Origin of the sequence: Chryseobacterium sp. 7, assembly GCF_003663845.1 — a bacterium.
Lineage (GTDB): Bacteria > Bacteroidota > Bacteroidia > Flavobacteriales > Weeksellaceae > Chryseobacterium.
This window is the reverse complement of the sequence record NZ_RCCA01000001.1, coordinates 108,838-135,568: the sequence shown is the minus strand read 5'-3', so window position 1 is coordinate 135,568 and position 26,731 is coordinate 108,838. Positions and strand designations below refer to the sequence as shown.

Annotated in this window: 21 protein-coding genes; 20 read left to right on the top strand and 1 reads right to left on the bottom strand. The window is 30.2% G+C overall.

The window, feature by feature from the left end; translation table 11 throughout:
- Positions 1-1,545: 1,545 nt before the first annotated feature.
- The 5 genes from CLU97_RS00595 (at position 1,546) to CLU97_RS00555 (ending at position 10,027) form a co-directional block, all read left to right on the top strand.
- Entirely contained in the window at positions 1,546-2,553 is a 1,008-nt protein-coding gene (locus CLU97_RS00595; protein WP_121486251.1) for an acyltransferase family protein, read from the top strand.
- A 195-nt stretch (positions 2,554-2,748) separates the two neighbouring features.
- The gene (locus CLU97_RS00590) at positions 2,749-3,120 is read left to right on the top strand and encodes a GNAT family N-acetyltransferase (protein ID WP_228437833.1); all 372 of its coding nucleotides are present in this window, start codon (positions 2,749-2,751) and stop codon (positions 3,118-3,120) included.
- 3,033 nt (positions 3,121-6,153) lie between these two features.
- Entirely contained in the window at positions 6,154-6,357 is a 204-nt protein-coding gene (locus CLU97_RS00575) for a hypothetical protein (RefSeq protein ID WP_121486250.1), read from the top strand.
- 2,236 nt (positions 6,358-8,593) lie between these two features.
- Positions 8,594-9,319 carry a LytR/AlgR family response regulator transcription factor gene (locus tag CLU97_RS00560; RefSeq protein ID WP_121486248.1) on the top strand — a complete coding sequence of 242 codons (726 nt, stop codon included), beginning with the start codon at positions 8,594-8,596 and terminating at the stop codon, positions 9,317-9,319.
- A gap of 147 nt (positions 9,320-9,466) precedes the next feature.
- A complete protein-coding gene (locus CLU97_RS00555) occupies positions 9,467-10,027 on the top strand; it encodes a hypothetical protein (RefSeq protein ID WP_147436397.1) in 561 nt (186 codons plus the stop codon).
- A 7-nt stretch (positions 10,028-10,034) separates the two neighbouring features.
- On the opposite strand, the gene CLU97_RS00550 is transcribed toward CLU97_RS00555, so the two are convergent.
- Positions 10,035-11,381, bottom strand: a complete 1,347-nt coding sequence (locus CLU97_RS00550; protein WP_121486246.1) for an IS5 family transposase — start codon at positions 11,379-11,381, stop codon at positions 10,035-10,037.
- A 104-nt stretch (positions 11,382-11,485) separates the two neighbouring features.
- Between CLU97_RS00550 and CLU97_RS00545 the strand changes: the two genes are divergently transcribed.
- The 15 genes from CLU97_RS00545 to CLU97_RS00475 all read left to right on the top strand — a co-directional run bounded on the left by CLU97_RS00545 (position 11,486) and on the right by CLU97_RS00475 (position 26,710).
- Complete coding sequence (locus tag CLU97_RS00545; protein WP_228437426.1) at positions 11,486-11,716, top strand: helix-turn-helix domain-containing protein; 231 nt, start codon at positions 11,486-11,488, stop codon at positions 11,714-11,716.
- Positions 11,717-11,805: 89 nt separating this feature from the next.
- A complete protein-coding gene (locus CLU97_RS00540) occupies positions 11,806-12,234 on the top strand; it encodes a transposase (protein ID WP_121486244.1) in 429 nt (142 codons plus the stop codon).
- Between the two features lie 4 nt (positions 12,235-12,238).
- Entirely contained in the window at positions 12,239-12,592 is a 354-nt protein-coding gene (locus CLU97_RS00535) for a helix-turn-helix domain-containing protein (protein ID WP_121486243.1), read from the top strand.
- A 98-nt stretch (positions 12,593-12,690) separates the two neighbouring features.
- Complete coding sequence (locus tag CLU97_RS00530) at positions 12,691-13,458, top strand: IS5 family transposase (protein WP_121486240.1); 768 nt, start codon at positions 12,691-12,693, stop codon at positions 13,456-13,458.
- Positions 13,459-14,048: 590 nt separating this feature from the next.
- On the top strand, positions 14,049-14,195 hold the full coding sequence (locus CLU97_RS00525) for a hypothetical protein (RefSeq protein WP_147436395.1): 147 nt from the start codon (positions 14,049-14,051) through the stop codon (positions 14,193-14,195).
- A gap of 594 nt (positions 14,196-14,789) precedes the next feature.
- Positions 14,790-14,957: a hypothetical protein gene (locus tag CLU97_RS24315; protein ID WP_121486241.1), complete on the top strand. Its 168-nt coding sequence runs from the start codon at positions 14,790-14,792 to the stop codon at positions 14,955-14,957.
- Between the two features lie 219 nt (positions 14,958-15,176).
- Complete coding sequence (locus CLU97_RS00515; protein ID WP_121486240.1) at positions 15,177-15,944, top strand: IS5 family transposase; 768 nt, start codon at positions 15,177-15,179, stop codon at positions 15,942-15,944.
- 457 nt (positions 15,945-16,401) lie between these two features.
- A complete protein-coding gene (locus CLU97_RS00510) occupies positions 16,402-17,973 on the top strand; it encodes a hypothetical protein (RefSeq protein ID WP_121486239.1) in 1,572 nt (523 codons plus the stop codon).
- Between the two features lie 259 nt (positions 17,974-18,232).
- Positions 18,233-18,520, top strand: coding sequence for a hypothetical protein (locus CLU97_RS00505; protein WP_147436393.1), 288 nt, complete (start codon positions 18,233-18,235; stop codon positions 18,518-18,520).
- Between the two features lie 487 nt (positions 18,521-19,007).
- Entirely contained in the window at positions 19,008-19,691 is a 684-nt protein-coding gene (locus tag CLU97_RS00500) for a hypothetical protein (RefSeq protein WP_121486237.1), read from the top strand.
- A 369-nt stretch (positions 19,692-20,060) separates the two neighbouring features.
- Positions 20,061-21,713: a type IV secretory system conjugative DNA transfer family protein gene (locus CLU97_RS00495; protein ID WP_183084487.1), complete on the top strand. Its 1,653-nt coding sequence runs from the start codon at positions 20,061-20,063 to the stop codon at positions 21,711-21,713.
- 169 nt (positions 21,714-21,882) lie between these two features.
- Positions 21,883-22,290, top strand: coding sequence for a M23 family metallopeptidase (locus tag CLU97_RS00490; protein WP_183084486.1), 408 nt, complete (start codon positions 21,883-21,885; stop codon positions 22,288-22,290).
- A gap of 3 nt (positions 22,291-22,293) precedes the next feature.
- Entirely contained in the window at positions 22,294-23,466 is a 1,173-nt protein-coding gene (gene traM / locus CLU97_RS00485; protein ID WP_121486234.1) for a conjugative transposon protein TraM, read from the top strand.
- A 29-nt stretch (positions 23,467-23,495) separates the two neighbouring features.
- Positions 23,496-25,853, top strand: coding sequence for a TraG family conjugative transposon ATPase (locus CLU97_RS00480; RefSeq protein ID WP_121486233.1), 2,358 nt, complete (start codon positions 23,496-23,498; stop codon positions 25,851-25,853).
- Positions 25,850-26,710, top strand: coding sequence for a DUF4138 domain-containing protein (locus CLU97_RS00475; protein WP_121486232.1), 861 nt, complete (start codon positions 25,850-25,852; stop codon positions 26,708-26,710). Before CLU97_RS00480 ends, CLU97_RS00475 begins: the two co-directional genes overlap by 4 nt.
- Positions 26,711-26,731 lie beyond the last annotated feature (21 nt).

Below are 26,731 nucleotides of genomic sequence, written 5' to 3'. Positions count from 1 at the left end.
TAAATCAGAAAGTTTTGGAGCTCTGATTTAATAGGTGATCTTGATATGGCTGCAAGTATTTATCAATTCATCTAAAATAATTTTGTAGTTTTGAATTAGATTGTTTATATATACAAAAACTTGATAATCAAATTAATACATGTTTTGATTACTTGGTTCAATTAATGAATTATTAATTGCTTAATAACTTTAATTTGTCAAAATGATAACACAAATATTATTAATTCCTCATATATAATATAAGTAACATTCAATAAGTGTTGATAATTGAAGGAGTAGCTATTAATATAGAAACTCTAGTTAATCCTATAGTCACTACACAGAAATCAAGATAGGGATTGGCAGATATTGACATTCTAAATGAAATAATATAATAAATTTTGATGTTTCATGAGCGACAATTAGATATTATAAGAATTTGTCGAGTCTTACTGCATTATTATGAGTGATTTTTTCTGCTATTCCCAAAGGGCAAGATTTGTGTTAGCAAAGAACAAATTTCAAGTACTTTAAGAAATCAACTATGTTAAAAAGCATCCTACAAAAGGGAATAGGTGCAAAAATCGATCAAGAGAAAACTTTTGTTGTTAATTTTAAAGATGTTTTTGTGAAAATGTAATATAACTGATCGTGAAATTGCATGGAGGGTTCTTTCCATTTCATTAATAAAGAGCAAAATTTTATACAGCAATAAAAGATGTTAAGAAGAGGCTGTAAAAAAATATTTATACATAGATTGTTTCTTGAGCTAATTGGCATCTGTGAAAATAGGTAAACTATTGAAAATAATAGAAAATAAAATATTGATTGGTTTATAAACTGGATAGATTAGATCTTTTTAAGTAACTAAACACACCACCCAGTTTTTATTAACCCATAATTTTAACTTGACATCTTTATTGTCGAGTTTGTCATTTTAATTTTTTATTAGTATAAATTATTTTTTTTTTTGCACAAAAATTTTGTTATGAAACAACTGTTGTTATGTGCATTTGCACTTATTGCTTTATTTCCATGTTCAAGAGAAGATGAAATGTCTAGCACTTCAACATCTTATTCTATCCTAAGTCGTAAAAATATTTTATCAAAACAAGCTCAGGTTAAGAGTAAGTGAAAAATAGAATGGAGAGAGATTTCTTTTTAGTGAGAAAATGTGAATCTCTTGATTAACAATTTGAAAATAAGATTGGCTGAAATTCAATTAGTTTTTATTAGAAATACTAAAATCTATAATTTGAAATTAAAATTATTCTTGAGAAAAAAGGGTGTAATGTATCATTTTGTTTTTTTCTTCCTTTTTTAGTCTCTGATAATAATACAATTTTAATTATAAGACTTGCATTTTACTTTAATTAATTTTTTTATTTCTCATAATTTATTTTTAGACTGTTTTATTTTACTGTAATTGGATTGATAAACGACATATTAGCAATCCTACTTCTTGGGGTATTATTATACCTGCCGCAAAGTAAATATATTACTAATATAATCACCTATCCTACATTATTTGAGATTCGGGTAATAAGATTTTCAACAAATTTTTATATGAGACATGAGATTAAATCCTTAACAGGATTAAGAGGTATTGTGGCGCTATGGGTCACATTTGCTCATTTTTGTAATTTTAATGATCTTTGGATTGAGCCAGTAATGGTGAAAGGTTATGTGGCTGTTGATATTTTTTTTGTATTGAGTGCCTTTTTGCTATCCATATCTTATTCCAAAAAATTTCAATCTTTGTTTTTTGATGATGTAAAGATTTTTTATAAAAGAAGAATTAATAGAATTTATCCTGTATATTTTGTGTCTGTTATTTTGATTGTAGTGTTTACAATTATTTTACTCGCAAAAAATACTTCTTGGTCCGAATTTTTGATTAATATATTATTGATACAATGTTTTTTTAGTTCAGATTATTTATTGAACATTGTATATTGGTCATTAAGTACTGAGTGGATTTCATACCTTATATTTCCATTTATTCTCTGGACTATATTACGTTATAAAATAAAAGGTTGGTTCCTTATCATTATTAGTTTAGTTATAAGGAGTATGCTTCCTTATATTCCAGATATCAATATTGGTAATAGTCCTTTATATAGATCTTATGAATATCTTGATACCATTTCCGGAATTAATTCATTAATCAGAACATTATCATCTTATTTTTTAGGTATTGGAATTGCTTTTTTACCAGAATGGAAAATAAAGAAAAATATTTTTTTTATATATGGTATTGTTGTTTTATTTTTTTTGCTGTTTTATACAGAAAAAGGAATACTCTTTATTCCTTTACTATCTGCAATAATTATAAAGCATTTAAACTCAGAAAAAGCAAGTCTTATAAAATTATTTTTAGAAACAAAAATTGTTTACTTTTTAGGAAACATTTCGTATTCACTCTATATTATTCACTATATTGTAAAAAAACAAAACATAATCCTTTTGAACTCCCGTCATTTTAATGACTTTCTTATGATAAGTGTTTCAATATTGATATCGTACTTTTCTTATATTCTCATTGAAAGAAAAGTTAAAATATTTAAAACATAATTGAACCATTCTATGTTAAAAAGATTCAAAAGTTTAAAACTAACTAATAACTATGATTTTGAAAACTAATAGATTGATTTTAAAGAATATCTATAAAGGATAAGTTGATGATATTTTGCACATTCGAAGTAATGAAGTAATCAATCAGTTTATCAAAGGAATTCACCGAAAAATAATTACGATGCACTCCAGCTTATTTTAACCATTAAAGAAAAAACTAAAAATAATCAAACCGTTTATCTGGGAATTTCTTTAAAAGACCAGATCAATCTTATCGGAACAATTTGTCTCTGGAATTTTTCTGAAGACCGTAAAACTACAGAAGTGGGTTATGAATTATTACCGGAATACCACAGACAGGGAATCATGTGCAAAGCTTTGAAAGCGGTTTTGAATTTCGGCTTTAATGAACTGAATTTAGATGAGATTGTTGCCATCACCAATACATTCAATGAAAATTTAAAAAGAGTTCTCTTGAAGCATGATTTTATTTTGTTGGATAGAGAAAAGGATGAAGGTTTCCCGGATAATATTATTTTTAGCCTGAAAAGATTTTCCGGAAAATGATAAAAAAGCTTTTTCTGATTTTCTGTTGTTAAAAATCACCTTTGCTTATTTTAATATTACTATTTTGCCGTATGACCTGAACAGAAGTTTTTAGCCCCCCATAAAGAGTCAGAATACTTAACAAGCCTTTGGAAGAAAGTAAAAAATGAATGCAACAATAAAAGTTTTCCCTCCAAAAAATCAGATTTTCAGAACATTGGAGTTTACGGCTTTCGATGATGTAGAAGTGGTTATTATTGGGTAGACTATTGAATATATTAGAAAAAAATATTGTGCTGTTTTATAAACTGAATTAGGTTAGATATTTTTAAGTAAATAAACCATCCCAACCCGTTTTATTAAGGCATAACTTTAATTTGACATCTTATTGTAGACTTCCCTTTTTTAACGTGATTTAAAATTATACAATATGTAATTTAAATTGTACTAAAAAAGTGAAGTCTACAACATTTCAAAATAAGTTATTTTTATAGTGTTCCAAATATTCTTATTCAATCTTATACCTAAAGGCTTTTATAAGTCAATATTAGAATATAAGTTTGGTAGAAATTGGAGTGAAGTATTCAAATTTTAATTTTTAATTATCCAAAATCAATTCATGGCATTTTTGCTTCGGATTTAAAATTAAAAATTGCCATAATTTTTGATATTCTACAAGCCTCTTTTATTTATTATATATTGTTCTCTATACCATAAAAATATTTTTTCGGTCAAATGCAATGCTAAGAAAAAAAGCAGAGTATACCATCTCCCATTAAATATTACAATACTTTATTAACAACGCTATATATATTTCCAAAACTAAAATGCTGTTTGGCATCAAAAGAAAATAGAATTTGTTAATTAATCAGCTATTTATATAGTTGATTACAACATAGAGGTTATTTATTAAGTAAATATGCAACGTAAAGTTAGTCAATATATAAAAAGTACGTTAGAATTCATAGACTGTTAAGTGTAATTAAGAATTGAAGAGTATGATGATGGTCAATACAATTATGTTAATGTTGAAATATATTTGTAGTGTCTATAATAAATTTTCACACTAAGCTGATATACAACCAAATGCAGATATGTAAGAAAAAATTAGTAATGTGAATCCTCTAAGCATTTCGAATACTCTGATTAAAAGATTATAAGTTAAATAGCTCAAATCCTTTTTTTGAATTATTTTATAAATTGTCCTATAATTGAGAATTTGAGTAGACTATAAAGAAATTAGGTAAGTTAGTCTTAATAGTATTCTGTAATTTTAAAAATTTTCTTTAAATTAATTAAGGTTGTTACTGTTCATTGATTAAGAGTTGAATAAGTATAATTATGAAAAAAGTATCCAGAAGTCATCTGGATACTTGATTGAATAATTAATCTGATATAAATCACCTATTGAGGGAACAATAGCATAATAAATTTCTATTCTCTTCTTTTCAGAATCGTATTAGACATTTGCAAAAATAGTTATGTTTTGTGTTTCAAAGAATAGATATAATAAACAAAACATGGATATTGATGTAAAATATTTGGACTTTTAGGAAATTGATGTACTGTATTGGATTTAATCAAGAACTTTTAAAGTTTTGTAATTATTTTAGATTTATTAAGATGAAGTACTTCAACATTATATTCTCTAAAATTGTAGTATAATTAATTATATTTAATTTTACTATATGTTTGCCCTTATATTAGTATTAAAATTGATTTGCAAATTTATTGAATTTTAACCATTAGCTTTAAAAACATATGTATTGTTTTTTTTGTCTATTTTTTTTTATTGTCCTGTTGAGTAAATTTGCTAAAGTAGATTTGAGGAAGGATTTATCATTTGTATTTTTGTTATAAGTTTAGAGGTTGTGATAAATTTTTATTGAACGAGCTATAATCTAGAGATGATGAAGATGATATAAAATAATATTTTAAGTGCTGATTACGCAGCAAATAATTTATCTTACTAAGATATATAAAGAATTTTTCAATTGTGTAGTATGTAAAAGGAATCAGATTAGAGCATATAACAAAAAGGAACAGGAACTAAAAAGGTATAAGAGCATTATCGTTTTATCTTAAATAAGCTTTATTTATTGTTAGTGGTTAAGTTCTTTAGTTAATTAACTTAACTTTTCTTTTCTTTTCTTTTTATGTTTAAGGATTAAGATGTTATAATTTTAAATAGATTTTTAGTTTCCTAATATTAAATTAGTCGAGTTATTGATTTAATTATGATGGAGATTATAAGGATTGATGAAACGTCAAGACTGAGGTAAATATTGTAAAAGCTATTTACTTATTTTTGAGATTTATAAGGACGGGCATACTGTTTTTAACTAGCAATGATTTTCCCAATGGTATCTTTGACTTATATGTTTATCATTAAAAAGTATACATTGAATACAACCATTATATATTTTCTCAGAGTTATTTTGTTTGACGTAATCCAATATAAGTTTTTTAATTTTTTTATTATATTTTTTTCCGGGCTTTACATTATTTTCTGTACGGCTCGGTTTTATTTATCATATTAATTTATAGAGAAGTTAAGATAATATAAAGATTTGTTATATATTACGGGTCAGGCGCAAAAGTTGGTGTATCTTTGTCCATGTTAAGCGATCACCAGCTTCTTAAATTATTACTTCCGGAATTTTTAGTTAAATACTTTGATATCATCAAAGCAGAAGAATAGAATACTGAACTTCATATTTATTTTGCAGAAAAAAATAGTACTCCCCAAGAGTTCAAAGAAAAACTATTGAATCGAAAGGTTTTTACCTAAAATCATCGTAGATGATTACCCATTAAGGGGTAAAATAGTAAAGCTTCATGTAAAAAGAAGAAGATGGACTGATAAGTCATCGGGGGAAATTCTTCGGAGAGATTGGCATCTTGTAGTGAAAGGAACACGTATAATTCAGGACTTTGCAAGTTTCTTAAAAAAATAGCCGATATTAAAGCGCTTCCTCTTAAGGTCACTGGATAGTTCTTTGGTTTAAATGGAAGGCTTTTCAAAGGCAATATAAAAATAAGCTAAGTGAGTATGTGAATTGGGAGCACAGATCTCATGCTCACCACTGGGTTCTTTATCCTGAGAACCTCTCAGATTCATTATCTTTGGATGAAGAAGCTCTCTCTGATGGAGAAATTTATACTGTTCTCACTTCCAAGAAGGCAACAGGTAAAAAAGGCAGCATTGTAGCAATAATTAAAGGAATCCGGCGTGAAGTTGTTATAGAACATCATTAAAAATAAGCAGAAAGTTTCGCATAATGGTAAAAGAATTTATTTTGGATATGTATGGCTCAATGAAACTTATTGCTAAAAAGTGACCATTTTCATGTTCAAAATTCGCCATAGAAGCCCTTGTATAAAACACCGCTGGGAAGCCCTTGAAATGGAAAATAACTCATTAAAGAATAATCTTTCACCAATGCAGATACCAGGAAACAGCTTTTGGTAAGAAGCAGGTATTTACTTTATAAAGGTCAAAAGAAGTGGAGTGAATCCCAGAGGCAAAGAGCTTCTATTCCTTTTCTGTCTATATCCTGACCTGGAAAAAGCTTATCATCTGGTCGATGGGCTTAGAAAGATTTATAATCAAAACATTATAAAATTCTTTAGCAATGACTAAACTGGTACATTGTTTCAAGAATGTTGAAGAAGCAGAGTTTAAATCATTTTCAACCTTAAAGATAATCATACCATTATAGAGACATCCTAAATATTTTGATAAAAGTACTAATGCTGCCGTTGAATCTTTCAATGCCAAAATAAAAAACTTCAGAATGCAATTCAGACGAGTCAAAGATAGAAACTTCTTTATAACGGATTAACCAAAATTTTGCTTTGCATACATCTTTTACACCTGATTATTTATTATTTCGTTCTGAAAATTAAATAGTTACACATGTAATAAGATAAGATATTTGTTTATGGAAAATTAAAAGTTAATTATTATTTTTCTTATATTATGGCTTATTTTGTCAAAAAAGAAATTCAACAATAGATAAGCATCTAGAGCATATCAAAAATATTACGGGAATGATATTTTAGAAACTTAAGTTTCCTATAAATCAAACTTATTAGCAAAAAGTATTAATAATTCTGAAAATAAATCCTAAAACTATGTGCATTTTGCATTTAATTTATATTTACTTGAATTTTTTCAAAAATATAGATTGAATGTATTAAATAAATCATTAGCACTTCTGGAAAATTATTTTAGGGAATCAAAATCGACACCTTATTTCTTTTGGTGTTTACTAGCATAAAAAATAGTATATAGTTCTTGTACTTATTCTTAAACCTCTTCACCATTACGATCCTCATAGACCTCATATAATTAAATCTAGCTTATATTATAACATCTTTGAAGTTTATTGTATAATTAAATCAATTTTTAAATCAATATTTAAATCAATATAGTATCTTGACAACTATGAATAACGAAAAGATGTTGATCAGGAATCCAATTGGACGCAGGAAAGATCTAATTTCTTTTTATTATTTTGGAGAAGAGAAATACAAATTCGCATGAAAGAACCATCCCTACTCCATTTACCTAAGATAATAATAGAAAAGTTGCCAGCTTATTGTTTCTTTTGAAAAATATTCTTTAAGGCTTAATTCTTGCAACTGACAGCCTGTTTTCAAACGTTTTATAATGAGGTTAAAGATTTTCCTAAATCAAATCTCGTCGAATTTCCTTTCGTGGATTTGTGGTGATTTTCATTATGTAAATGAGTATAAATTAAGTAGCAGAGTATGTTTGGAATCTCGCTTATATATTGTTATTTTTCTAATGGTAAAAGTAACCTTCCAACATACACAGCTAATGAGAAATTCACACAAAGTGTCAGTGTTATTTTGTTTTTAAATATTATATCTTAGTTATTCGCTTGCATTTTTTTTCTCTAAAGTAGAATCTAAAATTCTTAATAAAGTATTCATATTGGTTCAAATGTCCGCAATATTATCGCGAAGATTTAATATTATGCATTATCTACTACTTCTGTTTGATAATATGAAGAACTGTCGATCAACGGTTTAATAAAGTCGGTTTCAAATTTCAAATATTATCTACACTTGTTTTTAATAATGTGAGCTTGCCTTGATATTTTTGCAAATGTTACCTGTGATGCCTCATAGTATTTTAAAATAATTGCAATCTTATTATTGCTTTCTGTTCATTTTCTTCAAACTGAAGATGTTTTATAATTGATTTTCAGAATGTTATTCAACTGAGTATTTTTCAAGTATGTGTTTTTTTGAGCTTTAAGTACATCTTTTCTATATTTAGTTAAATATTTCTATGCTTTAGCCTGAGTCCTATTTTATAGATTATAATCAGCTCATATTTTATTATAGGACGGCAGTCACTTTGTTATTGTTTAAAATTTTCATAGATGAAATATTTAAATATAAATTAACTTTTTATGGAGTATGAATTGAAATATGGATAACATACTAATATATTAAAAGAATGGAAGAATTAAAATGCATAATAATACATGATAATAATGATGCTCATCTTCTAACAACTCGATATATTGAAAAAGTCAGAATTTTTTCATTAGTAGGTTGTTTTTATAGTTTAGGAGATGCTTTACAATTTATATACCACAATAATGTTGATCTAATTTTTTTAGATGCTGAAATCTATACTGCTTTTGAAATAGGTATACTTGACTTATTCAATAATATTACAAATATCATATTAGTTTCCGCTAATAATGAGAATTCATTAAGTGATTACATTTATGAAGAACTTAATATTTTTTCTAAATTTTATAGTTTTAAAACTTTTTTGAGTGCAATTAATAGAACGGTCAAAGAAAATTTACAGAATGAATGCAACAATAATGACAGATTGGCACCGTCACAATCTTTAATTATAAAAATGCAAGGTAGTTTAGTCAGAATAAATTTGGATGAAATAGATTACATTCAAAGTTATGGTAATTACGTTAAATTATTTATCAATAATGGTAAAATGCTTTTGTGCCAAATTACAACGAATGAAATCGAAAAGAAGGTAATTGATAGTCAATTTTTGAGAGTGCATAAATCTTATATAGTTTCGTTAAGTAAAGTTGAAAAGATATCAGGAGGACGTCTATATATAAACAGTAACGAGATACCTATTGGCAGAACATTCAAACGAGATCTAATTTCCTATTTCATGAAAAGAGAAGGAGGTATAAATTAAATATTTGTAGATAAGAAGCTTGTTGATGAATTCAATTTGACACTTTTAAGCAAGCGTGTGTCATTTTTTTTTCTATTTGATTATTAAAAGTGTTGTTTTGTAAGGTGAAATAAATACTTATGGTATTTTTAAATGAAATTTTTATATATGTTTGAAATAGAAAGTATTTCTTCCAATTCATTAGAAGATTTTATTACAGCATCTTTTTGTTATAATATTTTAATCATTGAAGATGCAGTATTTTCTTTAAACTTTAAAACTTACATTTCTAGTGGCAAGACAATGCTTCTTATTGGTCCAAACCAAATTTTCAGTTGGATTAGTTCAGTTTCTCAGGTTATAGATATTGTAAAGTTTGATGGTGAGATATATAATAGTTATTTTAATGAAAGATGTACTCTTTTACAAGGAATATTATCAGACGATAAATTTTATATGATAAATAATCAGTGTATTATGGAAGAGGTTATCCACATAATCGATAGAATGAAGTCTTTTCATATTGGTAAAAGTGAGACTTATGATATAGGTCAATTATATTTACGGCTAATAATATCCTTTATTTTCAATGATGGAACTGCAGAGGTAATAAATTGTAAATATTCAGATAGAAAAAGTGTTATTTGCTTTCAAAATTTGGTAGAAAGTTTTTTTTCTGAGAATAAACAAGTTTCTTTTTATGCCGCTAAATTTGGTATGCCTATCTAGTCATTCCTTAAGAAATGCTATTTTCTAATTTATTTTTAAACATAGAATTAGAAAATAGGATAATTTGTATTTGATAAAAAAATAAACTCAATTCTTTTTTCAGTATTTCCATCATTTTCTTCATATTCCAGGCGGTTGCTGATAATAATGCATTGATTTGTGGCCCCATTTCTCCCATGAAATAATTTTGAGCCAGCCTAAAATCCGTCTTTAAGTGTCCGATGATAGGTTCGATCGCTGCTCTAGTTCTGAATTTCTTGCGTTTTATTTGTTTTTGATAAGCGGTGTCTGTTTTTCTTGGAGTGCTTGGAATAGAGATTTTTACGCCTTTGATCTCCGATTTTCCTCTGCCACCTCGATCGTAAACGAGTTCTTTTGGAAGTTGCTGACCACTGTTTTCCATTTGCTCCAGAAGCGGCTCAATGGTGTGACCATCGTATGGTGTTTGTAAAAATGCCTTAATCCCAAGAATGATTTTTTTGCCTTTGCCCGAGGTCGTTATCAAGCCCACCTTATTTCCAAATTCATACTGTTTATGAGCTTTTCCTTTCGCAATACATCGGGTAAATGGTTTGTGAATGCTGTAAATTTTATCGGTATCGTTTCTTTTTTGAGTAACCGCTTTGGCGTAAAGTGTCAGTGTATTTTTGTAAAACTCTTTCTGTTCTGCCGTAAAATTGCGTTCCAGTTCTCGTATCAGCCTCATGGCGATGGTTTTTAATTGTCTTTGTGACTTTCTTGCCATTTTAGCTCGCTTAGGATGTTTGCCGTTGTAGGTGTTGCGAACCAGTCGTTTGCTGACTTTCGTGTAGCGCTGTCTCTGCTTTAGGCCTTCTTTTTCGGCTATTTTGTTGCAATAATCAATTACTTTTTTACACAATTTCGCATCCGTAGGAAAAGTAGTGTTATTCTCTTGAACCGTGGTATCTGACAAAACAAAATGTGAAGTATTGACCTTTGCATCATGCATCCTTACACTGTAGGCAAAGATTTTTTCAATACCGTTTTCGCCAATTCTTTTTCGGAAATGCACAAAATTACTTGGGTCACACGGGAATTCATGTTCAAAGAAAACTCTTCCGCAAAAATACTGCATGTAAGGATTCATAATCCACGCTGAGGCAAGGGTTTCATCGCCCAAATTGTACAGGTGCTTCAAAAGAAGGCAGCCCACCATAAACCGAATCGGATGACTTGGATTGCCTACTTTAGAATACAATGGAGAAAATTCTTTCTCGAAATAATTCCAATCAATTTTTTCTGAAAGCAATACAAGTTCGTGCTTCTCATCAATAAAATCCACCAACATCGGGCGAAATAATTCTGGCAGTTTTTCTGGATTTTTTCCCAACATATTTGCAAGGTTTTAAAGCTCTAAAATACAAAAACCTGCAAGAAAAAACAAATGAATCAATATTTAGAATACTAATATCCAATGTTTTAAATGTATTTTAAGGAGTGACTATCTATAGTTTTAACAGAATGGTAAAAAGAGTATTAGGTGTTTCTCCTTCAAAAATTATTCAGGAAAGAATAATATTAGAAGCAAAAAGATTATTGGTTCTTTCTGATATGTCAGTTAAAGAGATTGCATCAGAACTAAATTTTCAAGATGAATTTTATTTTAGTAGATATTTTAAAAAGAGTGTAGGTTTGTCTCCTAAGTATTTTAGGACGACAATTCAATAACTAAAATGTAGTCTACTTTAAATTTCTGGCATTTATCAATAAAAAAGAAAATACTTATCCTCATAATTAACACAAATTTATACATACCTATGGACTTCAAGAATATTCACATTGGAAATCTCATAAAGAAAAGAATTGAAGAATGTGGGATCTCATCATCCCGTATCTGCTCTTTTATAAAATGTTCTGAAAATGAGATTAATGCAATTTATCTTTCTGAAGAAATTTGCACGGAATTACTTTTAAGGTTTAGTAAATTGTTAGAATATGATTTTTTCAGAATATATACTCAGCATCTCATTCTTTATGCACCACCATCTGGAAATAAAGAAATTTCCCATGGTAAATCTATTCTACCTAGGTTCCGAAAGAATATTTATACTCGCGAAATTATTGATTTCATTCTTGAACTTTTAAGTACGGGTGCGAAGACAAGAAATGAGATAATTGAAGAATACCGTATCCCGAAAACAACACTATATAAATGGGTAACTAAAAGTAATATAAATGGTTTATAATAGGATGAATATACCAGATTATAAAAAGATTTATCAAGACATGATACGAATGAAATATCCGGATAAAGAAATTCTTTGCAATTCTATTCTAAAAAAAAATCATTTAGGTTCTCTTGACATTATGCGCATTAATGATATTTTAACGGGAAGAAATGATATTAGTAAGATTATGGATGATCCAAAACTTCGTTCTTATGACCGGAAAACTATCTTAAAAATATTAGATTATCAAAAGCAAAATAAACTAACCAATTCTCAATTAGCTTTACATTTCCGTACAAGCAGAAACACCATTACGAACTGGAAGAAAGTTTTTTTTTCGAAAGTAACTTATGCTAGTAAAACTTCAAGTGATTAATGAAATTGTATGATTATTTACTTACTTAGAGCCTGTTTAAATTTTCGTAGAAAATTTTGTTAAGAGGCTTTCAGAGGTTGGATATTTGAAAAAAAAAAATGAAATACCCAACCGATTTAACTGAAAACCAGTGGCAATATATAAAGAAAACGATGAACCTAAAAGAGAGAAAGAGAAAATATCCTCTTCTTTTGATTTGGAACTCCTTAATGTATTTGATAAAAACAGGTTGCCAGTGGCGTATGCTTCCTAAAGATTTCCCCAAATGGCAATTGGTTTATTACTATTATATCCGTTGGACGGAGTTGGGATATTTTGACTTAATTCTAGAAAAGCTACGAATGAAAGTTCGTATAAAAAAGGGTCAGCGAGCAGAAGCCTCCTTAGGAATAATGGATAGCCAAAGTGTACGCTGGGGCAATAATAGAGGTCTTCATGGCGTAGATGGAAATAAGAAAATAAAAGGAATAAAACGCCATGTGCTAGTAGATAAGAATGGATTTTTAATCGCAGTGATGGTTTGTGTAGCCAATATTCATGATAGTAAGGCTGGATTGCTTTTGCTTAGATTACTCAGGGAAGAGCTGATGAATTTCAAGTGTATTCTTGCTGATGCAGGCTATAGAGGAGATTTTCTAGATAAAGCTCATAGCCTTTATTCATACCTGGTAAAAGTGGTAAGTCGGGATAAAGAAAAACAAGCTAAAAAAGAGTTTAAACCCGTAAGTAAACGATGGGTAATAGAAAGAACTTTTGCTTGGTTTGATAATGACAGAAGGCTTTGTAGGAACTATGAACTACTGCATGAGTCTTCCGAAAATATGACCAAATTATCCGCTATAAAATTATTACTCAATAAAATTTAAACAGGCTCTTAATAAATAATTTTTATTAAGTAAGTAAATGATGTTAGCAAAATTTAATTGGGATATATCTTTTTAAATATTTTTTGACAGGTATGTTGGTTAACTTTTTTATTTTAAATTAGCTTCATATAGATTTTACAATTACGAAAAAATAACTTTAAATAGCCGAAAACTATTAAGTTTTTTTTAATATTTACGATTGCTTACCATGAAAAAGTAATTTTTTTCATTTTTCTAATTATCATTGTTTTCAAGTAAATTATACTTGTTTAAAGCTGGATTCTTCCAGCTTTTTTTATTATAAGTAGGTTTAATAGATATATGACTTTTGTCTTCAATTTTTCAATAATTATAAAAAAATAATAATATAAGAATAAGAATTTGCTGGGAAGTGAATCTGTTGTAAACTCCCCGTAAATAGTACGTACGACTAGAATTTAGACAAAAAGTTTAAATTTAGGAGTATATACTATGAAAAAGAAACAATTCAGCGCGAATCAGATTTCAAGCATTGTGAAGGAATTCGATAATGGTAGAAGCTTAGAAGAGATTGTGCGTAACTATGGTATTGCAGAGCAATACTGTATAACTTGCGTAAAAAGTACGGAGGAATGGAAGCTAGTGAAATGAAGAAAGCAAAGGAACTGGAAGCAGAAAACACATCCTTAAAGCGGATGTATGCTAATTTAGTCATGGAATTGGCTGTAGTCAAGTATATTATAGAAAAAAAGCTCTAAAGCCTTGCCACAAGAGGAATATGGTTGAGAGCTTCGTATAGAATATCCTCAATCTGTGAACAAGGCATGTCGTATTATTAAAATGAGCCGTCGTATACTTCATTATAAATCTATAAAAGACGACAATTTTCTCATTACAGCTTTGAGGGCTTAGCCGAAAAACACCCACGTGAGAGGTTTTGGAAGCTATGCTAGACTTAGAAATATAAATCATAAAAACTTTATAGGATCTATAAAAGTATAGGACTCGCAATGAGAAGAAAATATTAAAAGAGAGAAAAGAAGCCACTAGTAATGCAATCAAAATTTACTCAATCTTGGAATATAACTTTACTAGTAATGTCTTGGAGAATGGTCGTAAATTCAGAAGTTTCAATATAATTGATGACTATAACAGAGAAGTACTCTTTATTGAAGTTGATTACAGCCTATAAAACAGCCGAGTTGTTTGGGTGCTTAATCATCTGATAAGCAGATATGGAAAGCCTCAAAGTATTTGTAAATATAATGGTCTAGAGCTTATTGTAGGATTGATGCCCCATTGGAGTAAGGCCAATAGTATTACCTTTCAATATATAAAGTCTGGAAAAACCAATGCAAAATGGATATATAGAAAGATTTAACAGGACTTATCGGGAGAGTGTGTTTAATTCATATATTTCAATCATTAGCAGGATTGTCGCCTGTGATATACAGAGAAATAGAAAAACAGAAAATTGCTGTTTTAAACTAAATGAAAATAAATTTTCATACAATATGTAATTTAAATCGTACTAAAAAAGTGAAGTCTACAAATTAGCCGAAAGCTTGATTAAAAGTCCGAAAATACAAACTATTTATTTGAATTAGAAAACTTGTAACCAAATAAATATTTAATATTTAATACATATAAGGATTATATAGTGTATTAAGAGCCTGTTTAAATTTTCGTAGAAAATTTTGTTAAGAGGCTTTCAGAGGTTGGATATTTGAAAAAAAAAAATGAAATACCCAACCGATTTAACTGAAAACCAGTGGCAATATATAAAGAAAACGATGAACCTAAAAGAGAGAAAGAGAAAATATCCTCTTCTTTTGATTTGGAACTCCTTAATGTATTTGATAAAAACAGGTTGCCAGTGGCGTATGCTTCCTAAAGATTTCCCCAAATGGCAATTGGTTTATTACTATTATATCCGTTGGACGGAGTTGGGATATTTTGACTTAATTCTAGAAAAGCTACGAATGAAAGTTCGTATAAAAAAGGGTCAGCGAGCAGAAGCCTCCTTAGGAATAATGGATAGCCAAAGTGTACGCTGGGGCAATAATAGAGGTCTTCATGGCGTAGATGGAAATAAGAAAATAAAAGGAATAAAACGCCATGTGCTAGTAGATAAGAATGGATTTTTAATCGCAGTGATGGTTTGTGTAGCCAATATTCATGATAGTAAGGCTGGATTGCTTTTGCTTAGATTACTCAGGGAAGAGCTGATGAATTTCAAGTGTATTCTTGCTGATGCAGGCTATAGAGGAGATTTTCTAGATAAAGCTCATAGCCTTTATTCATACCTGGTAAAAGTGGTAAGTCGGGATAAAGAAAAACAAGCTAAAAAAGAGTTTAAACCCGTAAGTAAACGATGGGTAATAGAAAGAACTTTTGCTTGGTTTGATAATGACAGAAGGCTTTGTAGGAACTATGAACTACTGCATGAGTCTTCCGAAAATATGACCAAATTATCCGCTATAAAATTATTACTCAATAAAATTTAAACAGGCTCTAATTAGTACTGATTTTTTGTAAATAGAATGACTAAAATTTAATCCACTTATTAAAGTAACTTAAATGAATGCATAAGGCTTTAGAAAATTTCTTTTGTCTTTTATCAGAGGACAGCATATTGTTTTCATTATTGCCGTTTTATGATTCTAAAAAATGATATACTTGTCTTGTCCCGATTATTTTCAGCTTCATCACTTTATTGATTTGTTAATCTATAGTATAATTATCTTTGATAAAAATAATTGGAGTTATGGTTTCAATATATAATTATTACTGTAAAGCTATTGAAGATCGTCTTTGAATAAATTAACTAAATTATAACAGGTTATTTAATTGGAAGAAACAAGATAACTCTAAAAACATTAGCCGTTAACGCTATAATTTCACAAATTACAATTTTGAGCCTAATCAATTATTTATATTTATTAATTAAAAGCCAGATTAAAGATGAAAACTAAATTTGAAATTGACAATTTTCTTGAAGCTATTGAAAAAAATAGAACTTTTGATGTGAAAGACTTTATTGCATTACAAAAGGAAATTGAATTGTCCCCGGATTATAGAACAATGGGACCGGAATTTGAGTTTGCGCAAGTAGGAAAGAAAATCCCAATTCACCTTGAATTAGCAAAATCCGAAACGAGCATAAATAATTTGCCAATGGTTATTGAAACAGATGCTGGCAATGTTATTGAAATTGCTTGCCCCCCATTTGTTGTAGCTACCGATATGAATGATTGGGAGTCGGTAAAGTTGAGAAGTATGATAATTACTGACGTTTTCGAAAAAAAACTGAAGTCAACTGCGGAAAAGTTTGCTAGAGAAAATAAGACCTTAGGGCAATTGATGAGTGAAGTTAGCAATATTTTCGGTGTGAGATTGGAATATTCTAAAGAATATGCAGCTATAAAAGATGTAAAGCTTTCCGAGTTTACGAAGGGTATGGAGATAAAAGGTCTAGATAAGAAAGATATATCGAACGCACAAATAAATATGAGGATGAGCACAGAGGAGGTTTCGAAGTCCCTCCGGGAAAGCAACAAGGGATCATCTTTGCATATGCAGTTTAAACGGGAAATCACATCTAGATTGGAAGAGGTTTTAGCAGAAAAATTTAAAATCCCGGGAAAAGAGCACGAATTCAAAGATAGGTTGGCTATAGTTTCTTTTTTTATATCTCAGATACCCTTGATGTCACTACAAAATATTATGAATGTTTTGAGAGATGAAAAGAAGCTTGCATCCCATCAGACAAGGGAACAGAATAGAGATGAATTCAAGAACTCGGCGCCATCTAATGAAAAATTACTTATTGCTCTATCGCAAGTAAAAGATTATATGGGCTTTTGGCTTAAATCGGGCTTAAATGATTTTGTTAAAGAAGATCCTATTATCAAGCAAATGATTCTTGGAATTAACAAGAATGGTTTAAAGGGTTTTATGGAAAATGAGACAGAACTCTGGAATACTTATAGAGTAGGTTTGGAAACATACGCCCAGAGAGACATATCAACACTGTATAGAAATTCAATTGGGAGTATTATAGAGGGATTATTTGATATGGCAAAGAAGGACGTTATTAGAAGTTCTTCTAAAATTGATTTTCCTATTTTTAGCGATGAAGGTAAAGGTCCGTCGGTCTTAACTGATTATAAGAACGGATCCCCTTTCATGATCCGGCCAGATACCTTTGTTAGTTTACCAAAAGAAAACCACCTTGTTGAAATAAGGAGTTTGAACAAAGGTATTGCTGATAATGAATACCTGAAAGACTTTCAAATGTCTCATTATAGAAAGTTTGCAACGTTAGCCAGTAGAATCCCTGAAGATAAAGGAGTTAAGAAGTCTACTCTTAATGATAACAATTTACAAAAAAACAGATTTCAAAAATTCACAATACCAACGAATCAGGAAACACATATAAAAACAGAAAAAAAAGATAGTCCTAAATCATTAGCGCCAAAAGATGGCAAAAATGTAATCGAAAAAGATTTTAATATAATTAAAACAAGATTGTAAGAATCCTTTAAATTTAATTAATAAGATTCGAAAGTAAATTTGGATTATAATTGAGTTATATAATGTAATAAATTAATTTCTTTATATCTAATAAAATCTTTATTCGAGTAAAGAAAAGAATCTTATTTAGATCTTTTTTCAATAAGATTTAGATAATGATAACTGCTTAAAATAAGCTATTTGTAGCTGGACTAAAATTGTGAATTTTTGTCAAAAACTTATTGATAGAATAAGTATAACTTATAAAATGTTAAAAGAAATGAAATACTTGAAATTTATTAAGCTAAATTTGATTGTATTATTATTGCCAATGGGTAATTTATTACATGCTCAATCATCAACAATTGATACAAAAATCAGCGGGTGGACAACGACTCTTAAAACTTCATTGAATGCTGGAGTTACCGCTTTTGCAGTTGTCGGGGCTTTTCTGATTTTTGTTCAATATATGCAAGGTAACGAACAGGCTCAAAAGAATTTTATCCGTTTCGTTATAGGATTAGCTATTTTTGGCCTGGTTGATGTCATTACTCATGTATTTATTTAAAATATAGAGCTCCTTACATAGTATTGTTAGATTTAAGCTATATACAGTATTTAGCATATATATATTAAATCTAACAATGCTATGTGTCGCTGAAAGATTTATGAAATATTTTACAATGTAAAATTATTCAAGGTTATCTTTTGAATTACTTTTTCTTAAAATTTTGCTTGTAACATGTATTCTGGTACTAACCCATTTAGAACACATATAATTTAACTATGAAATTTTAGTCTTTCTTACCTCTTCAAATATTGAAGAAGAAAATGTGAAGTTCCCTTCAATGAAAGCTGAAAATAAAGTATACACAGCAATGATATTAGGTGTAGAGGTACCCAAACTCTTAGACCGGCTAATATTGCTTCATTATCAGAAAATAGAGATGAAAATCAATATTTCTTATGTGAAAATATAGATAAGCTTCTTTTAAAGTTAAAGCATTTAGATAGAGGATTTTTATCTACACCATAATTTATAATATTAAAAAACAATGGATTTAAAAAAACTTCGTGAAATTCCTTCTACTTATTCTTTAGTTAAAAAAGCATTATTTCTAAGCTTTTTTATCACAGTAATAGCTATTGTTTCTAGTGGAATCTGGGCTGTTTATATAAGTAAAGTTTTTACTAAAAAAATATATGTTCTAACTGAAAAAGGGCAGGCTGCAATTGCAAATTCTATGAATAATGAGGACTATGAAAATTATAGATTACCTGAGATTAAAAATCATATTAAAGTGTTTCACAGATTATTTTTTGGCTATGATCAATTTAGTTATGATAAGAATATCAATGAGGCGCTTTATCTGATCGGAAACTCTGGAAAACAATTGTATTTATCTCTTAAAGCAAATGGGCATTTTGCGAGGATACAATCTCAAAATTTAGTTCAAAAATTAGACATAGATTCTATAAAAGTTAACGATAAAGAATATCCTTATCACGCATCTGTTTATGGCAAGCTCAGGGTCTCCAGAGTTGACCAGAATGTGAGTACAAAAAACCTATTCTACGCTTCATTTGATTTATATAATGTGTCAAGAACTGAAAATAGTCCTCATGGGTTACTTATTGAAAACTATTTGTTCAAAAGTAAAGGATTTGAAGATGCTTCAGCTAATGATGCCGGCAATAGTATACAAGAGGTAACCCCTCCTAATTCAGAGGAAAACTAATACAGTATAGTATTTTGAAATCCTTTTTGATTGTTAAGTATTGGTAGATAATTTGGAATTCCAGTAACAGGATTCTATAGTAATTTGTATATAATGAAAAATGATAAATATTCTTTAGATATTTTAATTATATTTTCTTTTTTAGTAAGTATACTGTTTGTTTTAGTAGATATTTATTATTCAAAGTATAGTTATATAGCTAAGAGAAACTTGAGTGACGAATATATCAATATATTCATCATAAAGTTATTTATAGCTTTTCCACTCATTAAGAATTCTTTATTATTAAGGGCTTTAAGCCTTACTATTGTTACCTTCTGTTGCTTTGGTTTTGAAGTTAAGAGAGAAGTAGGAGAAAGTTCTTCTTTTATGAAGAATATTATAGTAGCAGGGATATCACTTATAATTTTCTTAAGCGTATCGGTGTTGAAGATTGAGATTATCTCTTATACTATTATCTCCTTTGCTTTTTATATTATTTATATCGTTGGATTTCTAAAACTCAGAAAATTCTTCAATTTTTATGATAAGAAGGATGAATTTAATGAGAAAAATCTAATTTTTGAACAAGAGAAAGTAGTGAAGAAAAATCCTTATTCTGTGAATTTTAAAACAGAAAATGGGGTAATTAATGTTGTGAATCCTTTCAGGGCCACAATGGTTTTAGGTACTCCGGGATCAGGAAAGTCTTACTCTGTGGTTGAAGAATATATACGGCAACATATTCAGAAGCAATTTTCGATGATGGTGTATGATTTTAAATTTCCTGCACTCGCTAAAGAGACATTTGCTTTTTATGAATACTATAAAGAACAGTACAAAATTAAACCTCGTTTCTGTGTGGTTTCTTTGGATGATTTGGAGAAATCTAATTTTGTGAATCCTCTGGATCCTCAATTGATTAGAAAAGCAGCAGATGCCATCGAAGCATCGCAAACTATCTTGTTTAATTTAAATAAAGAATGGATTACTGAAAAAGACTTTTTTGCTCAGTCTGCTATTTCTTATTTCGCTGCCTGTATTTATTTTCTGAGAATTTATAAAGACGGGAAGTTCTGTACATTGCCTCATGCAATATCTTTAGCTTCATTGCCGGATGAAAAAGTGTTTAAAGTTTTTGGTCAATATTCGGAATTAAGGTTCTTTATGACTCCTTTTGCAGATGCTTTGGCAAAACAGGCTTATGAGCAGCTTTCAGGTCAGACAGCGTCTGCGAGAATACCTCTGTCTCAGTTGGCAACAAAGGAATTATTCTGGGTAATGGGCAATAATATTTTTCCTGAAGAGAATATTTCATTAAGTATCAATAATCCGGAAAGTCCATGCATATTAATAATTGCCAATTCACCTAGTACCCAAACAACCAATTCTCCTGCTTTAGGGCTTGTGGTTACACAGCTTTTGAAAGAAATAAATCAACAGGGAAGACAACCTTGTTCGGTTATATTGGACGAGTTGCCCACCATGTATTTTATGGGATTGGATAACCTGATTGCAACGGCCAGGTCCAATAAAGTTTCTACAACCATTGGAATGCAGGATCTTGAACAGCTGAAAAGAGATTATGGCGATAAAGTAGCAGAAACAATATTTAATATCGTAGGTAATATTTTCAGTGGTTCAGTAAGAAGTGAGACGGCAAGCAAGCTTCAGGAAATATTTGGAAAGAAAAAGCAAAAATTAAAAAATGTAACCATTGATACCAATAATTCATATTCCATTAATGAGAATTTAGAGTACGTAATTCCGGTATCTGCTATATCACAGCTTTCTCAGGGAGAGTTTGTAGGGGTAGTTGCAGATAATTTCGGAGAAGAAATTAACCGAAAAATTTTCAGGGGGAAAATAAAAGTAGAAAAGCGTACTGATCAGATAAAGAATGAGATACCCACGATTATAGAGGGAGAAGTGATAAATGAGGTTTTAAATGGAAATTTTGAAAGAATTGTAAAAGAGGTAGATATTCTCATTGAAAACGAATTATATAGAATTTCCCGGGAGGAAAAAACTACTATGGGCTGAGTTGTCCTTGCATGTAGACGATCAATAGAATGGATTTTGTACTTAAGAAATAAATATAAAATGATGATAACTCATTATGTATATAGTATTTAGCAAAAGAAATAGGTTGCTTCCTGTATATTTTATTCTTTCTATCATGTTTCCTTATCAGAGAGTAAAATCACAGAAGATGATACCGCCAGTTGAATCCTACAAGACAATTGTTTCATCACATTATGGGTATAGAAGACATCCTATTGATGGAGTTTTTAAAAAGCACCATGGGGTTGACTTTTCTGTACCTCAGGGAACTGCTGTATTATCTACCTATTACGGAGTTGTATTAAGTTCTATGTACGAAAGAGGATATGGCAATACCATCGTAATCCATAATGATGGAGATTTTAGAACCAAATTTGGACATTTAATGTCCCTGTTTGTTAGAGAAGGAGACTTGGTAAAGCCTGGACAGTTGATAGGTTTGAGTGGAAATACAGGACATTCTACTGGTCCTCATCTACATTATGAAGTAATAATTGAAGGTAAAAAAATTGACCCTTTATTGTTTCTGAATATTATGTGTAACAATAGTTTATAAAATATGTTTGCAAATCTTGATAAGAAAAAAAAGATCATCATTGGGGTTGTTTTTGTGGCTGCATTAGGTATTCTTGTTTTGATGATGAGCCTGATCCTGGTTCCAAAAGTAAAGGAGTCCAATGACAAGTTGATTTTAACTCCTAATGTAGATGAGAAACAGCTTGAAGAAAAATCAAAATTAGAAATTTATAATCAGGATGAAAGGGATCTAAAAAGCTACTTTTCAAAAGATGGAAAGTATGGAATAGATACAGAACTTCCGGAAGATGAAAAATTATTGCAGGGACAGTTTCAGAATTTTGATGGCAAAACTGAAGAAAATGATTACGCCAAAAGACAGGAACGCTATATGAAGGCTTTATCCAACATCTCTTCACAAGGAAGAAGTTACCCATCCGGTTCCGATTACAGTTCCGGATATGGTTCTGACTCTGAAAGTAGTCTGGGTAAAATATTTGCGTTGCAGGATAAGATTCGTGCAGGATTAACGGAAGCTGCTGCCTCCCGTAATTTTCCGGATTCTGTTAATTCTTTAAAAACAAAAGAAAGTAAAGAGAAGTTAGTTAAAGATGCTATCCCCAATCAGAAGAATTTTTTTCAGGGAACAACAGCAGGGAGTAATAGAAAGATTTTACAGCTGATTCCTTCAGAAACCATAGAACAGAAGAGAGTATTAGATAGAAATATTATTCCTATCAGAATAAAAGAAGACATGAGGCTTACAAATCTTCCCGGAGGACTGGTAATTCCTAAGAACTCGATTGTTTATGGAAGAATATCCTTAGGGGAGGATCGGATCAATATTAATATTGAAAGCTATAAAAAAGATAATGTTCTGTACCTATTAAGCTTTAGAGTGTATGACTATGATGGAAGAGAAGGTATTCATGTGAACAATCATTCGTGGCTTAAAATCCCATCAACTGTTTCAAAAGATATTTTCGATTATGCCCTTGAAAGAGGAACAAATGCTGGTAGTTCTATTTTAGGAGGAGGTGCTAATACCGGGGTGGATCTAAAGGAAGCCAAAAACATGGCCATTTTGTCAGCCGGAAAAGAAATAAGTAAAGAAGTATTTGAGAAGAGGAGAGTGTTCTTGCCTAAAAAATATCAATTATGGATCAATATAAGCTCCTCAAATAATGCCTCTGTTTCTAATTACAATGGTCTTTAAGAACGGTGCTATAATTATTACTTAAGAATATGAGAGATACAGATATCAAAAAAGCTTTTAATTTATTAGCGGTAGACAATGATTTGTTAATTAGCAAAAAAGGAGATGTTGGCTTAGTGTATAAAGTGATGCTTCCTCAGATATATTCACTTGATAGCGAGCAGATTGAGCAGGTTAGCGTTATTTTTGACAAAGTAATCAGATCTTTACCCGCCGGAACAATCTTGCAGAAACAGGATTTCTTTTTTGTAGATTCTATCAAAGAGCAGATATCGGACAGTCCTAATTTTTTAGCCTCAAGCGATAACAGGTTTTTCCATGAAAAGCCTACGATGAGCCATGAGTGTTATCTCACTATAATACAGGACTCTAAGAGTAAAGTAAGTATACTTAATAATTCCAGTCAGTATAACAAATATTTAGATGGAATAGATGATTTTATTAAAGCAGTAGAGTCGAGTCTTTCATTTTTAACTAAGGAAGGCTTTTTCGCAGTAGAAAGATTAAGTAATGATCAGATTATTGCGCTGTTAGGAAAATATTTATCTCTTTCGAAAGAAGGGGAGACTAATCTGAGGGATATGTTTTTTGATAAGAACTTACAGATAGGAAATAAATTTGCGGAACTGTATACGATTTCTTCCAATAGTCAGCTTCCTATTACCATTAATAGTACCATCAAAAGTATTGAACATTCCACACCTAAAACTGATTTTAGAATTCCTTTTATACAGCCGGTATCTACAGGGTTGGATGTAAACCATATCTACAATCAAGTGATTTATATTGAGGATTCAGAAAAAGTTTTTTCTTCTCTGAAAACCAAAATGAATCAATTTAAAAGTATGGCCATACTTTCAAGGGAAAATCAGGTTACTTATTCTCAGGTGGAAGATCTTGTAGAAGATGTTTTGGAAAGAGAGTTAACATTTATTTATCAGCATTTTAGTGTAATTGTCTGGAATGTTTCACAAAAAAAATTGGAATATGATGTCAACTTATTGGAAAATGCTTTCAGAGATTTAGGGATTACTCCTTATCAGGTGAAGTATGCTCTAAAGGAATTGTATATGAATAATTGCCCTGGAACTGCTGCTTATATTTCAGAGAATCATAAATTTATCGGTATATCGGAGCAAACGTCCTCATTACTAAATTTTGAGTCCTATTACGAGAGCAATAAAGATGGAATTCTTTTCTGTGACCGCAAAAAAGAATCACCCTTACGTCTTGACTTATGGGACGAGCCTGTTAAAAAGGGAATCATCGTAAACCGGAACAGATTAATTTTCGGGCCTTCAGGAACCGGAAAGTCATTTTTGATCAATCACATTGCGAGTCAGTATTATGAGCAAGGTCATCATATCGTCATGATAGATATCGGAAACTCTTATAAAAAGTTATGTGAGTTGGTAGAAGGAGTTTACTTTACCTATGACTTAAACTCTCCGTTACAATTTAATCCTTTTTATTACTATGATGAAGATGAAATTAACATAGATAAAAAAACCTTTTTGCTTTCATTAATCTTCTTTTTATGGAAAGGAGAAGAAGGACCTTCAAGAGAAGAGAAACAGATATTGTCCACCTATCTGGACCTTTATTACGAGCATGTTGTGAATAATGATGTTTTTCCCTGTATGTCTACTTTCTATGAGTTTATATCGGAAAATACCGCTATTGAAGAAGAATTAAGTTATTTTGACAAGGTCAGTTTTAAACTCTCCCTTAGAGATTTTTATGACGGACATTATAAAGATATACTCAATGCAGCAGAACCCGCCAACCTGATTCATGAGCGTTTCATTGTATTCGAAATGGACAACATTAAAGATCACCCGACATTGTTTCCTTTGGTTACCATGTTGTGTATTAATCTGGTGATGACTAAGATCCAAAAGATTCCCGGCGTAAAGAAATCAATATTTATAGACGAGTGCTGGAAGCCTATTTCCAAAGGGGAGATGGCCGAGTTTATCAAGTATTTGTACAAAACCGTTCGTAAATTTTATGGAGAGGTTGCCATTGCAACCCAGGATCTGGAAGATATCCTGGATACAGCTGCAGGACCCGCGATGGTTAATAATACAGATACGTTAATTATGCTTTCCCATAAAAAGAAAATGGCATCTAAGGATAAATTTTCTAAATATTTATCACTCAGCGAATCTGATCTTCAGAAACTTTATTCCACAGACAAAGGAGAAGTTTATGTTAAAGTAGGAAGTATGTCTAACGTGTATAAAGTGAAAGTGTCCCCTGAAAGATATGCCTGTTATTCTTCTAATGCTGATGAAAATAAAGTAATCCGGCGGATATACGAAGCCAAAGGAAACATGTCGGTGGCCATTAATGATTTTATTGATTTAAATTCTCAAGAGAAATGAAAAAACATATTGTATTATTCCTTCTATTTTTTATATGTTCTCAGGTATCTTTTGCCCAGGAAATACTGGAACCCTTATCTCAGCGCCAGGCAATTGAAGTTTCAGATGTGAAAACCACACACATTATTTTTGATGAAAAAATAAAATATGTGGATGTGGGGTCTGTTTATTTCGTCGCTGATACCATTGGTAATATGCTCAAGTTAAAGCATACAGGGGAAGAGTTGGAAGATTTAAAGAGCCAGCAGGCGAATCTTACCGTGATTAATGGTAAAGGAAGCTATTATTCTATTGATATGGGGTATAACAGAAACCCTGATATCACAACGTATAAGGCGGTGGAAACCCTTACTACGATTGATTATTTTGCAAAACAAAGTATTTACAAAATTGAAAAAGAAGAAAGGACAGAACAGGACTTTCAGGAATTGTGTATGTTATCTGAAAGCGCGCATTCTACCGTAAAAATTAAAGATACTCAAGATGGATTGAACCTGACTTTAAACGGAATCTATTACAGGAACTTTCAGAATAAAATTGTCTTACGGGTAGAAATTTATAATACGTCTAAAATCACTTTAGATATAGACCAGATTCTTTTCAGATCAAAGCTTAAGAAAAATAATGCTGCCAAAAAAGATTATGTATATCAGGAAAGAATACTGACACCGGTAAAATCCTGTGGTGAGCAGCGAAATATTAAATTGGGAGAAACAAGGGTTCTTACCTTCATCTTTGATAAGTTTACATTAAACGAAGATGAAATATTGAGCTTGGAAGTAGGAGAGCATGCTGGAGGCAGAAGCGTAAATATTCGCATTCCCAGAAAGAAACTCTTATTTCCGGAATATATATAAACATACTTAACGTATTTCAGT

Excerpts from the sequence above, each read along its gene's own strand:
- CLU97_RS00595 (WP_121486251.1), top strand. The coding sequence starts at position 1,546 with ATGAGACATGAGATTAAATCCTTAACAGGATTAAGAGGTATTGTGGCG.
- CLU97_RS00560 (WP_121486248.1), top strand. The coding sequence starts at position 8,594 with ATGGAAGAATTAAAATGCATAATAATACATGATAATAATGATGCTCAT.
- CLU97_RS00555 (WP_147436397.1), top strand. The coding sequence starts at position 9,467 with ATGTTTGAAATAGAAAGTATTTCTTCCAATTCATTAGAAGATTTTATT.
- CLU97_RS00550 (WP_121486246.1), bottom strand. The coding sequence starts at position 11,381 with ATGTTGGGAAAAAATCCAGAAAAACTGCCAGAATTATTTCGCCCGATG.
- CLU97_RS00540 (WP_121486244.1), top strand. The coding sequence starts at position 11,806 with ATGGACTTCAAGAATATTCACATTGGAAATCTCATAAAGAAAAGAATT.
- CLU97_RS00535 (WP_121486243.1), top strand. The coding sequence starts at position 12,239 with ATGAATATACCAGATTATAAAAAGATTTATCAAGACATGATACGAATG.
- CLU97_RS00530 (WP_121486240.1), top strand. The coding sequence starts at position 12,691 with ATGAAATACCCAACCGATTTAACTGAAAACCAGTGGCAATATATAAAG.
- CLU97_RS24315 (WP_121486241.1), top strand. The coding sequence starts at position 14,790 with ATGCAAAATGGATATATAGAAAGATTTAACAGGACTTATCGGGAGAGT.
- CLU97_RS00515 (WP_121486240.1), top strand. The coding sequence starts at position 15,177 with ATGAAATACCCAACCGATTTAACTGAAAACCAGTGGCAATATATAAAG.
- CLU97_RS00510 (WP_121486239.1), top strand. The coding sequence starts at position 16,402 with ATGAAAACTAAATTTGAAATTGACAATTTTCTTGAAGCTATTGAAAAA.
- CLU97_RS00505 (WP_147436393.1), top strand. The coding sequence starts at position 18,233 with ATGAAATACTTGAAATTTATTAAGCTAAATTTGATTGTATTATTATTG.
- CLU97_RS00500 (WP_121486237.1), top strand. The coding sequence starts at position 19,008 with ATGGATTTAAAAAAACTTCGTGAAATTCCTTCTACTTATTCTTTAGTT.
- CLU97_RS00495 (WP_183084487.1), top strand. The coding sequence starts at position 20,061 with ATGAAGAATATTATAGTAGCAGGGATATCACTTATAATTTTCTTAAGC.
- CLU97_RS00490 (WP_183084486.1), top strand. The coding sequence starts at position 21,883 with ATGATACCGCCAGTTGAATCCTACAAGACAATTGTTTCATCACATTAT.
- traM (WP_121486234.1), top strand. The coding sequence starts at position 22,294 with ATGTTTGCAAATCTTGATAAGAAAAAAAAGATCATCATTGGGGTTGTT.
- CLU97_RS00480 (WP_121486233.1), top strand. The coding sequence starts at position 23,496 with ATGAGAGATACAGATATCAAAAAAGCTTTTAATTTATTAGCGGTAGAC.
- CLU97_RS00475 (WP_121486232.1), top strand. The coding sequence starts at position 25,850 with ATGAAAAAACATATTGTATTATTCCTTCTATTTTTTATATGTTCTCAG.